The 13436-nt window shown below is 64.3% G+C and carries 11 protein-coding genes; 4 read left to right on the top strand and 7 right to left on the bottom strand.

Going from position 1 to position 13436, the window contains the following annotated elements:
- Positions 1-2: 2 nt before the first annotated feature.
- Complete coding sequence (tmexD, locus tag BLT86_RS11140) at positions 3-3137, bottom strand: multidrug efflux RND transporter permease subunit TMexD (RefSeq protein WP_092376707.1); 3135 nt, start codon at positions 3135-3137, stop codon at positions 3-5.
- Between the two features lie 15 nt (positions 3138-3152).
- Positions 3153-4325 (bottom strand): efflux RND transporter periplasmic adaptor subunit, encoded by a 1173-nt coding sequence (locus BLT86_RS11135; protein ID WP_045735045.1) that lies wholly within the window; start codon positions 4323-4325, stop codon positions 3153-3155.
- A gap of 172 nt (positions 4326-4497) precedes the next feature.
- Between BLT86_RS11135 and BLT86_RS11130 the strand changes: the two genes are divergently transcribed.
- Positions 4498-5049: a TetR/AcrR family transcriptional regulator gene (locus tag BLT86_RS11130; protein WP_090336254.1), complete on the top strand. Its 552-nt coding sequence runs from the start codon at positions 4498-4500 to the stop codon at positions 5047-5049.
- A 27-nt stretch (positions 5050-5076) separates the two neighbouring features.
- Here the strand turns inward: BLT86_RS11130 and BLT86_RS11125 are convergent, their stop codons facing one another.
- The 5 genes from BLT86_RS11125 to BLT86_RS11105 all read right to left on the bottom strand — a co-directional run bounded on the left by BLT86_RS11125 (position 5077) and on the right by BLT86_RS11105 (position 9911).
- Positions 5077-5775 (bottom strand): SDR family NAD(P)-dependent oxidoreductase, encoded by a 699-nt coding sequence (locus BLT86_RS11125; RefSeq protein ID WP_045735046.1) that lies wholly within the window; start codon positions 5773-5775, stop codon positions 5077-5079.
- A complete protein-coding gene (locus BLT86_RS11120) occupies positions 5772-6305 on the bottom strand; it encodes a DUF3833 domain-containing protein (protein WP_017674842.1) in 534 nt (177 codons plus the stop codon). Before BLT86_RS11120 ends, BLT86_RS11125 begins: the two co-directional genes overlap by 4 nt.
- Before the next feature lie 8 nt (positions 6306-6313).
- Entirely contained in the window at positions 6314-6859 is a 546-nt protein-coding gene (locus BLT86_RS11115; protein WP_017674841.1) for a chalcone isomerase family protein, read from the bottom strand.
- 130 nt (positions 6860-6989) lie between these two features.
- Positions 6990-8768 (bottom strand): acyl-CoA dehydrogenase C-terminal domain-containing protein, encoded by a 1779-nt coding sequence (locus tag BLT86_RS11110; RefSeq protein ID WP_092376705.1) that lies wholly within the window; start codon positions 8766-8768, stop codon positions 6990-6992.
- A 279-nt stretch (positions 8769-9047) separates the two neighbouring features.
- Positions 9048-9911 carry an MBL fold metallo-hydrolase gene (locus BLT86_RS11105; RefSeq protein ID WP_092376702.1) on the bottom strand — a complete coding sequence of 288 codons (864 nt, stop codon included), beginning with the start codon at positions 9909-9911 and terminating at the stop codon, positions 9048-9050.
- A gap of 103 nt (positions 9912-10014) precedes the next feature.
- Between BLT86_RS11105 and BLT86_RS11100 the strand changes: the two genes are divergently transcribed.
- The 3 genes from BLT86_RS11100 to BLT86_RS11090 all read left to right on the top strand — a co-directional run bounded on the left by BLT86_RS11100 (position 10015) and on the right by BLT86_RS11090 (position 13434).
- Positions 10015-10914 carry a LysR family transcriptional regulator gene (locus BLT86_RS11100; protein ID WP_090337696.1) on the top strand — a complete coding sequence of 300 codons (900 nt, stop codon included), beginning with the start codon at positions 10015-10017 and terminating at the stop codon, positions 10912-10914.
- A 270-nt stretch (positions 10915-11184) separates the two neighbouring features.
- The gene (locus BLT86_RS11095) at positions 11185-12546 is read left to right on the top strand and encodes a putative bifunctional diguanylate cyclase/phosphodiesterase (protein WP_017674837.1); all 1362 of its coding nucleotides are present in this window, start codon (positions 11185-11187) and stop codon (positions 12544-12546) included.
- A gap of 231 nt (positions 12547-12777) precedes the next feature.
- Positions 12778-13434, top strand: a complete 657-nt coding sequence (locus tag BLT86_RS11090; RefSeq protein ID WP_092376699.1) for a TIGR04211 family SH3 domain-containing protein — start codon at positions 12778-12780, stop codon at positions 13432-13434.
- Positions 13435-13436 lie beyond the last annotated feature (2 nt).

The following is a 13436-nucleotide window of genomic DNA, read 5'->3' as shown; positions in this document are numbered from 1 at the left end:
CATTACTCCGCTTTGTGCAGGGGATGGTTGTCGGTTTGCTGAGGTTTGGTACGCAGCAGCGACAGCACCCAGACGAAGAAGATCGGCACGAAGATCACCCCGAGCATGGTCGCGCTGAGCATGCCGCCCAGTACGCCGGTACCCAGTGCGCGCTGGCTGGCGGCGCCAGCGCCGGTGGCGATGGCCAGCGGCACCACGCCGAGCATGAAGGCCATGGAGGTCATGATGATCGGGCGGAAACGCAGGCGCGCTGCTTCGATGGCGGCATCGCGCAGCGAGTAGCCGTCTTCCCACAGATCCTTGGCGAACTCGACGATGAGGATGGCGTTCTTCGCCGCCAGGCCGATCACGGTGATCAGGCCGACCTTGAAGTAGACGTCGTTGGGCAGGCCGATGGCGGTCACCGCCAGCACCGCGCCGAGGGCGCCGACCGGCACGATGAGCATCACGCTCAGCGGGATCGCCCAGCTCTCGTAGAGGGCTACCAGCAGCAGGAACACCACGGTGATGGCCAGGGCGAAGAGCATCACGGCCTGGCCGCTGGCGACCCGCTCCTGATACGACAGGCCGGTCCACTCGTAGCCGATGCCTTCCGGCAGTTCGGCGGCGATGCGCTCCAGTTCGGCCATGGCCTCGCCGGTGCTCATCCCGGGGGCGGCGTCGCCGGCGATGCGGATCGACGGATAACCGTTGTAGCGGGCGATCTGCACCGGGCCTTCTTCCCACTGGGTGGTGACGAAGGCGCTCAGCGGCACCAGACCGCCGCTGTCGTTGGGCACGTGCAGCCGGAGCACGCTTTCCGGGGTCATCCGTTCGGCCTGCTCGGCCTGCACCACCACGCGCTGCTGGCGACCGGCGTTGGCAAAGTCGTTGATCACCGAGGAGCCGAAGGCGGTCGACAGTGCACTGCTCACCGACTCGAAGCTCACTCCGAGGGTACGCGCCTTTTCGCGGTCGATGACCAGACGCAACTGCGGCGCCTCGGCCAGGCCTTCCATCATGGCGTAGAGGAACTTCGGGTTGCCGTTGACCTTGCCCAGCACCTCGTCGCGCGCGGCGAGCAGGACGTCGCGGCCGAGACCGGCACGGTCCTGCAGGCGCAGGGCGAAGCCGCCAGAGTTGCCCAGGCCTTCGATCGGCGGTGGCGGCACGGCCATCATGGCGCCGTCGTCGAGGTTGGCGAAGTGCTGGTTGACCGCTGCCGATTCGGCCTCCGGTGATTGTGTGGCGTCACGCTCCGACCAGTCCTTGAGCAGCGGGAAGGCGATGGCAGCGTTCTCGCCCATGCCGGAGAAACTGAAGCCGAGCACCAGAAAGGAGGTCTCGATGGCGTCGCGGCCCATCAGGAATTCTTCCAGTTCCTCGCCGGCTGCCGAGGTGCGCTCACGGGTGGCGCCCGGTGGCAGCTGGATGTCGACGATCATGTAGCCCTGGTCTTCGACCGGCACGAAGGATTCCGGCAGGCGCAGGTAGAAGAAACCCATCAGCACCACGATGCCCAGGTAGATGAACATGACGCGGCCGGCGCGTGGCACCAGTTTGCCGTTGAGCGCGGTATAGCGCCCGGTCAGGCGAGTGAACAGGCGATTGAAGGCGCCGAAGAAGCCGCTCTTCTCGTGATGCCCCTGTGGGATGGGCTTGAGAATCGTCGCGCACAGCGCCGGGGTGAAGGTCAGCGCCAGGAAGCCGGAGAACAGGATCGACACCGCCAGCGACAGCGAGAACTGCTGGTAGATGACGCCGACCGAGCCGGACATGAAGGCCAGCGGCAGGAACACCGCCGACAGCACCAGGGTGATGCCGATGATCGCCCCGGACACCTGGCCCATCGCCTTGATGGTCGCCGGCACCGGCGCCAGGCCTTCCTCGGCCATGATCCGCTCGACGTTCTCCACCACCACGATGGCATCGTCGACCAGGATGCCGATGGCCAGCACCATGCCGAACATGGTCATCATGTTCACCGAGAAGCCCAGCAGGTACATGAAGGTCAGGGTGCCGAGCAGGCACACCGGCACCACGATGGACGGGATCAGGGTGTAGCGCACGTTCTGCAGGAACAGGAACATCACCAGGAACACCAGCACCATGGCCTCGACCAGGGTCATGATGACCTTGTCGATGGCCACGTCGACGAAGCGCGAGGTGTCGTAGGGCACCGAGAACTCGACGTTGTCCGGGAAGTTCACCGACAACTCGGTCAGGCGCTGTTTCACCGCCTCGGCGGTCTGGATGGCGTTGGCACCGGGCGACAGCTGCACGGCGGCGGCGACGGCGGGCTTGCCGTCCTGGCGCGAACCGAAGTTGTAGTCCTGGCTGCCGACCTCGATGCGCGCCACGTCGCCCAGGGTCAGACGCGAGCCGTCCTGGTTGGCGCGCAGGACGATGGCGGCGAATTCATCCGGGTTGTCCAGGGTGCCCTTGACCGCCAGTGTCGCGGTCAGTTGCTGCTCGCTGGAGCCTGGCGTGCTGCCGAAGGCGCCGGCCGGCACCTGCACGTTCTGCGCGCGGATGGCGTTGTTCACGTCGTCGATCGACAGGCCATAGCCGACCAGCTTCTGCGGGTCTATCCACACCCGCATGGCGGCTTCGGAGGCGAAGAACTGCAGCTTGCCGACGCCAGGGACGCGACGGATTTCGTTGTTGATGTTGCGCGCGGCGTAGTCGGCCAGCGCCGTGGTGTTGTCGTTCTTGCCGCCATCCTTGTAGCTCAGCGCGTAGATCAGCAGGAAGCCCGCCGTGGCCTGCTCGGTCTGGATACCCAGGGTGAGCACGGCCTGCGGCATGCGTGCCTCGGCTTTCTTCAAGCGATTCTGCACGTCCACCTGGGCCAATTCGGGGTCAGTGCCCGGCTGGAAGGTGACGGTGATCTCGGCGATGCCGTTGGCGTTGCTGGTGGACTCGAAGTACAGCAGGTTCTTCGCGCCGTTGAGCTCTTCCTCGATGACGCTGGTCACCGAGTCGGTCAGCACCTGCGCCGAGGCGCCGGGATAGGTGGCGGTCACGGTGATCTGCGGCGGCGCCACGTTGGGGTACTGCGCCACCGGCAGGAACGGGATGGCCAGCAGGCCGGCCAGCGAGATGAACAGGGCGACCACCCAGGCGAAATTGGGGCGCCGTATGAAAAACAGGGACATGAGCTTCTCTCCGGCTTACTGCGCCTGGGATTGTGGAGCGTGCGCGTCGGCTGCCGCGGCAACTTCCTCGCGCGGCACGACCTTGGCGCCGGGCTTGATGGCAGCCAGCGAGCTGGTGATCACCTTGTCGCCGGCCTCGAGGCCTTCGGCGATCAGCCAGCGTGAGCCGTGCATGGCGCCGGTGGTGACCTGGCGAACCTCGACGGTGTCGTCTTCGCCGAGCAGCATCACGCTGGCCTGGCCGTCGGCAGCACGCTGCACGGCACGCTGCGGCACCAGGATGGCGTTCTGGTTCAGCCCCTGCGGCGTCAGCACGCGCACGTACATGCCGGGCAGCAGCACGCCTTGCGGGTTGTCGAAGCGGCCGCGCAGGGCGATCTGGCCGGTGCTGCGATCCACCGAGATATCGGTGAACAGCAGGGTGCCTTTGCTCTCGATATCGGTGCCATCGACGCGCAGCGACAAGGGCTGATCGGCTGCACCGGCAACCTTGCCATCGGCGATGGCGGCGCGCAGACGCAGGGCATCGGCGGCCGGCTGGGTGAAGTCGGCGTAGACCGGGTCGAGCTGCTGAATGCGGGCGAGCAGGGTGGCTTCACCCTGGCCGACCAGTGCGCCTTCGGTCACCTGGGCGCGGCCAATGCGCCCGGCAATGGGCGCGCGCACTTCGGCGTAACCCAGGTCCAGGCGTGCGGTTTCCACGCTGGCTTGGGCCGAGCGCTTGTCGGCCTGGGCGCTTTGCAGGGCAGCCTTGGCCACATCGAAGTCCTGCTTGCTGACCGCATCGATCTTCACCAGTGGCTCGTAGCGCTTGACCGTGGCCTGCGCCTGGAACAGCTGCGCCTCGGCCCGGGCCAGTTCGCCCTGGGCACGGGACAGGGCGGCCTTGAACGGCGCCGGGTCGATCTGGAACAGCAGGTCGCCGGCCTTGACGTCGGCGCCTTCCTCGAAGGTGCGTTTGAGCACGATGCCGGCGACCCGGGCACGTACTTCGGCCACCCGCACCGGCTCGATACGGCCTGGCAGTTCGGCGATCACGGTGAACGGCTCGGTCTTGACGGTCAGCACGTCGACCTCGCGCGGTGGCGCCTCACCCCATCCTTGCTCGCCTTTATCGCAGCCGGCCAGGCCGATTGCCGCCAGTAGAGCGACCACTGAAAAAACGTAACGTCCGCGAATTGTGCTCATGCCTGTCACCTGGAGTGAGATCCATTTTCCTTGAAAGGCGCGAATGATCATGCTTTGGCTAAAATGAGTCAATATTGACTCATATGGATCTTCTGTGAGCAAAATTGTAAGTCCCCGTTGAGTCTGGGGACTTTTTCTGCACAATGCGCGCTGCTCAAGCGGAGGGCCTTCGATGTCCAATGATGAAAAACTGCTCAAGGCCCTGGCTGTTGCCATCGTCGATCGCCCGCGGGCGACGCTGAAAGATCTGGCCGAAGCCGCGGGTGTCAGCAAGGCCACCTTGCATCGTTTCTGTGGCACGCGTGACAGCCTGGTCGAGCGCCTGATGAATCACAGTCAGGCAGCGCTCAATCAGGTGATCGAGGACGCCGACCTGCAGGTCGCCGATGTGGCGCAGGCATTGCGCAACCTGATCGAGAATCACCTCAGGCACCGCGAGTTGCTGGTGTTCATGATCTTCCAGTACCGCCCGGACAGCCTCGACCCGAACAAGGACGGGGCGCGCTGGATCGCCTACACCGATGCATTGGACAGCTTCTTCCTGCGTGGCCAGCAGGAGGGCTACTTTCGCATCGACATTACCGCCGAGCTGCTGACCGAACTGTTCGTGTCGCTGATCTATGGCATGGTCGATGCCGAGCGCCGTGGCCGCGCCGCCAGTGCGCGTTCGCTGGCGGTGCTGGAGCAGTTCTTTCTCAAGGGCGCCGGCCAGCCGCGCGCCTGATGGCCAAGCCGCGTTGCCTGGCTGCTGTCACCAGGGCAAGGCCTGGCCGTCGTAGGCGTGGAAGCTGCCGCTGTGCTCGGGCCCCAGCGTATCGATCACCCGCAGCATTTCAGCGGCGGCTAAATCGGCCGGACGCGCAGCGCTGGCACCGCGAAAGGGTTGCGACAGGGGAGAGATGACCGTGCCGGGATGCAGGCTGAGCAGCCGTGCCTTGGGCTTGCTGCGTGCCAGCTCGATGGCGGCGGTCTTGATCAGCATGTTCAGCGCCGCCTTGGACGCCCGGTAGGCGTACCAACCACCGAGGCGGTTGTCGCCGATGCTGCCGACCTTGGCCGACAGCATGGCCATGGCGCCCTGTTTGTCGAGCAGAGGCAGGAAGTGGCGCAGCACCAGAGCCGGCCCCAGCGCATTGACCTGAAATACGGCCTGCAAGGCATCGGCCTCGATGGCGGCCAGGCTTTTTTCTGGCGTGATGCCCGGGCGATGTAGCAGCCCGGCCGTGTGCAGGATCAACTGATACGGCCCTTCGTCCGCCAAGGCTGCTGCGGCTTCGGCGATGCTGGCGGGAGCTTCGAGATCGAGCGCCGGTGAGCTGCTACGGCTCAGCTCACGTACGCTGGCGCAGTTGGGGTCTGTGCGCAGCAACTGGCAGAAGGCCTGGCCGATGGTGCCGCTGGCGCCAATCACCAGCGCCTTGTAGCCATTGCCCAGGCTGTGCAGGGTCATGGCTGAGCGGCGCCACGGCGGAAGAACAGCGTGACCTGGCCGAGTTCGATACCGAACTTGCTCATGACCGAGCGGTTGATCAGGGTGTCGTCGTCCATCAGGTACATCCAGTCGTCGAAGTAGACGACATAGGTGCTGTCACCCACCGGCAGGTTGAGGTGGTAACGCCAGCGCAGGGCGTTACCGGCCACGTCGCCTATGGCTTCGCCGACCACGTCGTCAGCGGTGCCGATCCAGCGTCCCGTACCGTCGGGCGTCAGGGTCCAGACCCGGCGCTGGCGGGTGCCGTCGCTGTACAGGAAGCGCTCGTCGAGGATCAGCTTGTCGCCCTCGCGGCGGCTCTGGATATCGACATGAAAGCGCTTGATCACTTCGCCGGAGCGATCCTGGAACATGCCCCATGCCTGCACCGGCCCGGAGAAGTAGGTGGGCAGGTCCAGCACGGGTTTCTCGTTGGCGTAACGTTCGACCGGGACCTGGCCGCAGCTGATCAGCAGCAGGCTGCTCAGCACAATCAATAGGGCTTTCATGCGATACCTCAGGGGTTGAGACCGAGCAATGCCGCGCGCAGCTTCGGACTGCGGGTCTGCGGATCGAGCCAGATGGAGAAGAAGGCGCGGGCGAACTCTTGATCGTCGATGACGTGCTGCAGTTTGCCGTCGACATAGAAGCGACAGCCCTCGCCGGGCAGGAATACGCCGGTGATGCGCGTGCCATCCTTCACGTCGACGAACGCCTGGCTCATCTGCTGCGTCCACTCGGCCTGCTGTTCGCGGTCGAGGGGTTGGCCGTTGATCCGGCGTATTTCGTCGAGGCTGGTATCGACCAGGGTTTCCCGGCTGATGGTGCGTCGGTAGGTCAGCTCCAGAGCGAAGGGCTGGGAGAAATCCACCTGCTGCACCGGGCTCCATAGCTTGGCGTTGTAGACCGAGAAACCGAACCAGCTGAAATCACCGCTGCCGACCAGGTTGGCCTGAGGCAATTGCTCACGCCAACCAGCCTGGCTATTGGCGTGTGCCACGCTGCAGGCGAGCATCAGCGTCAGCAGCAGGGTCGAACAGAGACGCGACGTCCGGGTGGCCATGATCCCTCCTTGCACAGTGGGTATTCACTGCGGCCAGACACTGGCCGCGAGTACTTAATAAAAAAATCCGACAACCAAAAAGGGGAGAGGTGGGTTGTCGGATTGCGCAGCTTGTCAGTGCCGTCTGCAATCAGGCGGCGAACTCCTCGTCGGTGAAGGCCATCAGTGTCGCCTTGCCTGCCTTGATCTCACTGAGCAGAGCGTCGGCTTCTGGCAGGATGCGGGCCATGAAGAAATCGGCGGACTTGATCTTGGCTGCATAGAAATGGGTTTCCGAACTGCCGGCATCGAGTTGGCGCTGCGCCAGCTGGGCTTGTTGCGACCACAACCAGGCCAGGCTGGTCAGGCCGAACAGGCGCAGATAGGGCGTCGCCGCTGCCGCCGCCTGCTCCGGGTCCTTGCTGCCCTCGCTGGCCAGCCACAGGGTGGCCTGCTGCAGTTGCTTCAGTGCCTGGGTCACCGCAGTGGCATGCGGGGCATCGGCATTGTTCTTGAGCCAGCCTTCGACCAGAGCGAAATAGGCGCGTACGGCGCGACCGCCTCCGAGTGCGAGCTTGCGGCCCACCAGATCCAGCGCCTGGATGCCGTTGGTGCCTTCGTAGATGCGGGTGATGCGGCTGTCGCGCACCAGTTGTTCGATACCCCAGTCTTCGGTGAAGCCCGAGCCGCCAAGCACCTGCAGGCCCTCATTGGCGCAGGTGAAGCCTTCATCGGTGAGGAAGGCCTTTACCACCGGTGTGAGCAATTGCACCAGATCGCCGGCACGACTGCGCGTTTCGGCATCTTCGGCGCCGTGGGCGATGTCCTGCTGCAGTCCGGCGAAATAGGCGAGGGCGCGGCAACCTTCGATCATCACCTTCTGCCGCAGCAGCATGCGCCGTACGTCCGGGTGCACCATGATCGGGTCGGCCGGTTTGTCGGCGGCCTTCGGCCCGGAGATGGAGCGGCTCTGCAGGCGTTCGCGAGCGAAGCCCAGGGCGATCTGGTAGGCGCTTTCGGCCACACCCAGGCCCTGCATGCCGACCATCAGACGCGCCGAGTTCATCATGGTGAACATGCAGCTCAGGCCCTTGTTCGGCTCGCCGATCAGCCAGCCCTTGGCGCCTTCGAAATTCATCACGCAGGTGGCCGAGCCCTTGATGCCCATCTTGTGCTCGAGGCCGCCACAGAAGGCCGAGTTGCGGCTGCCGTCCTCCAGTACCTTGGGCACCAGGAACAGGGAGATACCTTTGACGCTGTCCGGTGCGTCCGGCAGCTTGGCCAGCACCAGGTGGACGATGTTGTCGACCAGATCGTGCTCACCGCCGGTGATCCAGATCTTGGTGCCGGTGATGGCGTAGCTGCCGTCGGCCTGCGGCACGGCGCGGGTGCGGATCAGGCCGAGATCGGTACCGCATTGCGGTTCGGTCAGGCACATGGTGCCGGTCCACTCGCCGCTGATCAGGCGCGGCAGGTAGGTCTCCTGCTGTTCGGGCGTGCCGTGACTGGTCAGGGCGTTGATGGCGCCGTGGGTCAGGCCGGGGTACATGCCGAGCGACAGGTTGGCCGAGCAGGTCATCTCCTCCACCAGCATGTTCAGTACATGGGGCAGGCCCTGGCCGCCGAACCGAGGCGTGCAGGCCAGCGCTGTCCAGCCGCCTTCGGCGAACTGCTGATAGGCAGCCTTGAAACCGTCGGGGGTGCGCACGCTGCAGGTCTGCGGGTCGTACTGGCAACCCTGTTTGTCACCGGGCCCATTGAGGGGGGCGAGTACGTTCTCGGCCAGCTTGGCCGCTTCTTCGAGAATTGCGCCGCCGAGGTCGGCAGTTAACTCACGCTGTTCGGGCAGCGTTTGCAGCAGGGTATAGGCGTCGAGCAATTCTTCGAACACAAAGCGCATGTCACGCAGCGGAGCACGGTAGGACGGCATGTCGATTTACCCAAAGCTGTACAATATTTATTTATGTACAGTTTTTGTATAGCCGTTTGCCCTTCTTTGCAAGCCCTTTCGTGCACGTTCGTGCAGTGGCTGCCGAGTCACGCCGGCGCTTGTGCAGGCTGTACAGGTTTTGCCGGCCCTGAAACGGCAACGCCCGACAGGTCAGAGACGCTGTCGGGCATATGCATCACGGGTGCGAACATCAGGGCAGGGGGTGGCCCTGATGTTCGACAAGGGCGCTAACGTGGCTGCGTGAGGCAGCGCAAAGCTTCAAGGCCACTGCATCTCGCCCTTGAGTACCTTGGCGCTCAGCTCCAGGCTGCTGTCATCCTGCAGCCCAGGAAAGCGTGCCTTCATCGCCGTGATCAGCGCCTGGGCATCCTTGGCTTTCGGCAGTTCCTGCTCCAGAGCCAGCAGGTAGTCGCGGGTGAAGCGCAGGTCGGCCAGATCCATCGCCGGCTCGCCCAGGTAGTGGCCTGGCACCAGGATGGCCGGTTGCAGGGCTTCGAGTTCATCCAGCGACTTGAGCCAGCGTTGCCGGGCCTCGACGCTCTGCGCGTCAGCCACCCAGAGGTGGATGTTGGCGCTGGTCAGCACGCCGCCGACCACGGCCTTGATGCCGGGAATCCACAAGCTGGTGTGCTGCGGGTCATGCCCGACCACCTCGATGCGCTGGCCTTCCAGCTGCAGCTGATTGCCCTGCAGGGCTTCGGGTACAACGGTGCGGGAAGGCGCGCTGTCCTTGAGAATCGGCCCCCAGTAAGCCAGCTTGGGCGCGCGGGTCTTCTCGATATAGGCGACGGTGGCCGGCGTGGCCAGCACCTTGGCTTCGGGGTAGGCGCGGGTCAGAACGTCGAGGCCGAAGTAGAAGTCCGGGTCGCCATGGCTGATGAAGATGGTGGTCAGGCGCTTGCCGCTGGCGCGGATACGTTCGACCAGTTCCTGCGCCTCATCGTTGGAGAACTGCGCATCCACCAGGATGGCGTCCTTCTCGCCGCTGATCAGGGTCGAGCTGACCGGAAAGACTGCGGCTTCACGCGGGTTGTAGGTGTCCAGTGTCAGCGGCTGGGCGAGGGCGCTGCTGGCAGCGGCGAGCAGGCCGAGCCCGACGAGAAAACGGGTGACGTGGGACATGAAGGATCTCCAGGCAGAGTAGGGTGTGGCGCATCTTATGCGCTACCTGCCGAGCGAAAAGCCCCGTAAGCTGGCCATATTTGTTGCATGGATCGAGCAAATCATGGATCGACTGATGGCGGCGCGGGTGTTCGTCGAGGTGCTGGAGCGGGGCAGTCAGACGGCCGCTGCCGAGGCGCTGGACATGTCGCGGGCGATGGTTTCGCGTTATCTCGCCGGGCTGGAAGCCTGGGCCGGTGTGCGTTTGCTGCACCGCAGCACACGGCGCTTGAGCCTGACGGCGGCAGGCGAGCAGATGCTGCCGCAATGCCGCGAGATGTTGGCCCTGGCCGAGCGCATGCAGGCACTGGGGCAAGGTTTGGATGATGCGCCGCGCGGCACCCTGCGTATCACCTGCAGCCAGTCCTTCGCCCAGGCCTGGCTGGTGCATGCGCTGCAGGCCTTCACCGAGCGCTACCCGCGGGTCAGCATCGATCTGCTGGTCGGCAGTGAAGCGGTCAATCTGGTGGAGGCGCGCATCGACCTGGCGCTGCGCATCACCAATCAACTCGACCCGAATCTGATCGCGCGGCGCCTGGCCGTGTGTCGCTCGGTGGTCTGTGCCAGCCCAGATTACCTGGCGCGACACGGCACACCGCAGCGCCCGGAGGATCTGGCCCGGCATAACTGCCTGGCCTACGCCTACTTCGGCCGCAGCCTGTGGGAGTTCGAGCATCGAGGGGAGGCGAGTGCGGTTTCGGTGTCCGGCAGCCTCAGCGCCAACGAGTCGATGGTGCTGCTGGAAGCGGCACTGGCTGGTGCCGGTATCAGCCTGCAACCGCTGTATTCGGTGGAGGCTTTGCTGCGCGAAGGGCGTCTGGTGCAGCTTCTGGCGGATTACCGGCCGCCGGAGCTGGGCATCCATGCCCTGTACGGCACCCGTCGACAGATGCTGCCGGCGATGCGCCTGCTGCTGGACTTCATTGCCGAACGGTTGGCCAGCGAGGCGCACTGGCAGCATTAACAGGCTGTTGAAAAACTACCTGCGTTGCCATTGCTGCGTTAAAAAAAGGCTCGTGCGCGAGTCCGATCAAAATGCTCATTTACAACTCGTAAACCCGAGTGCGGGCCCAGTGCTTTTTTCGCCTGTTTTTGTGGGGCCGCCATCGGTATTGCACTGGCTGCCTCGCCTACGTTTTTCAACTGCCTGTTAACCGCCTGTTAAAAGCTGTGCCGGAAACTTGCATTCGGCCAGGCAGCTTCAAGAATGAAGTGATCAGATCAGGATTTCACCATGCCATCACTCTCGAGCTTCGGCAGGCGCGTTCGTAAACTCTGGCATGGTGCAGACCTGGCTCTGGTCGGTCAGCGCCGCGAGCGGCGCATGCGCATGCTGTCGAGTCTGGTGATGATCGTGATGGGCCTGCTCTGGGGGCTGTTCTTTTCCTCTCGCGGCTACTGGGCCATCGTCATCATGGATGTGACCATCATCCTCAGCGGTGTGGCGGTCTTCGCCCTGACCCTGCGCAACCAGGCCCGCAGCGCCAACCTGATTCTGTTCGGCGCGCTGATCCTTATCGTCGTCGCTTCGACCCTGCTGCTCGACCCGCCGACCCTCATGGCGCCGCGTGCGACACATCTCTATCTGCTACCGGTGGCTGTCGGCGCGTTGATGGCCTTCCGCGATGAGCCCCTTTGGCTGCGTTACGGCATGTCCCTGTTCTGCCTGCTGCTGTTCGTCGCCCTGGCCGCGTCCAACTGGCGGCCCACCGATCTCTATGCGCTGCCGGACGACGTGCGCATCGTCGGCTCCTGGGTGCAGGGCGTCGCTGCCATGGCGCTGTTCTTCCTGCTCCTGCATATCCTGCAGAGCGACACCGCCGAGCGCTCGGAGCTGGATCGCGACCTGCGCGCGGCCATTCGCGAGCAACAGTTCGTGCTGTATTACCAGCCGCAGCTCAATGGTGCCGGGCGGGTCATCGGCGCCGAGTTGCTGATTCGCTGGCAGCACCCGCAACGCGGTCTGCTGGCGCCTGGCGAGTTCATCGATCACGCTGAGAATACCGGGCTGATCATCCCCATTGGTCAGTGGGTGCTGGAGCAAACGGCCGCGCAGTTGCGCCGGTGGAAGGATGACCCGCTCTTCGGCGACCTGGGCCTGGCGGTGAACATCAGCCAGAAGCAGTTCTCGCAAAGCAGTTTCGTCGCCGAAATTCTCGGCCTGATCGAGCGCCACGGTATCGATGCCCGGCGTCTGGAACTGGAGTTGACCGAGACGCTGATCGTGCATGACATGGAGGACCTCACGCGCAAGATGACGGCGCTGGTCGAACATGGCGTGCGCTTCTCGCTGGATGACTTCGGTACCGGCTTTTCTTCCCTCAGCCACCTCAAGCGCCTGCCGCTGAGCAAACTGAAAATCGACCGTTCGTTCATCTGCGACGTGCTCACCGATGCCAACAGCGAAACCATCGTGCGCACGGTGATCGCTCTGGGGCAGAGCATGGGCATGACGGTGATCGCCGAGGGCGTGGAAACCGAGGCGCAGCGTAGGTTTCTGGCGGACAACGGTTGCACTCAGTTCCAGGGATATCTGCTTGGCCGGCCGATGCCGTTGGCGGATTTCTCTACCTTCGTCCAGCGCCACAACGGCTGACGCCACCTTCCGTCCATCTACCATCTCCTGCCTGGAGTGAACTCGAAGCAAGCGGTCAATGTCTGTCTGCTGTCGGCCCGTACCGGCAGGAATAGATGGCTATTGGCCGCTAGTGTGGCGTCTACGTCGCGGATTCTGCCTGGATCATGCTCGAGCGTGTTGTTCAGCGCGTGGCCGGCATCGTTCATCCCGTTCGCCGGGTTCGTCTGACTGCCATGTGAAGATCGCCCCATGTTTTTATCTCGTCATGCTCCACTCCAACCCCGCATTCTCGGTGCCTGCCTGCTGCTCGGTGGCCTGCTCGGCGGCGTGCAGCCGTCACTGGCGGAAGAGGCCGCCAGTAACCAGCGCTGGGTCAGCGACAGCCTGAATACCTACGTACGCAGCGGCCCCACCGATGGCTACCGTATCGTCGGCACGCTGGTTTCCGGGGAGAAAGTGGAGCTGCTGCGCACTCAGGGCGACTACAGCCAGGTACGCAGCGCCAGTGGCAGCACGGTGTGGATTCCCAGCCGCGACCTGCAATCGGTGCCAGGCCAGACCGAACGTCTGCCGCAACTGGAACAGAAAGTCGCCGACCTCAGCGCTGAGCTCAAAGGCATCGACGATGCCTGGAAGGCTCGTGTGCAAGGCATGCAGGAAACCCTCGACACGCGCAAGAACCTGATCGACGAACTGCAGGCCGCCCGCGGCGCGCTGGACGCCGAGCTGACCACCACCCGTTCGCAGCTGCGTGATGCCCAGGCGCAACTGGGTGAGGAGCAGCAGCAGGTACTGATGCGCTACATGGCCTATGGCGGCAGCATCGCCGGCGCCGGGCTGCTGCTCGGGCTGATCCTGCCGACCATGCTGCGGGTCAAGCGCAAGCGTAATGATCAGTGGGTCTGAGC

It is taken from the genome of Pseudomonas sihuiensis (genome assembly GCF_900106015.1).
GTDB lineage: Bacteria > Pseudomonadota > Gammaproteobacteria > Pseudomonadales > Pseudomonadaceae > Aquipseudomonas > Aquipseudomonas sihuiensis.
Note: the sequence above shows the minus strand (reverse complement) of the source record. Positions and strands in the feature narration are given on the sequence as shown.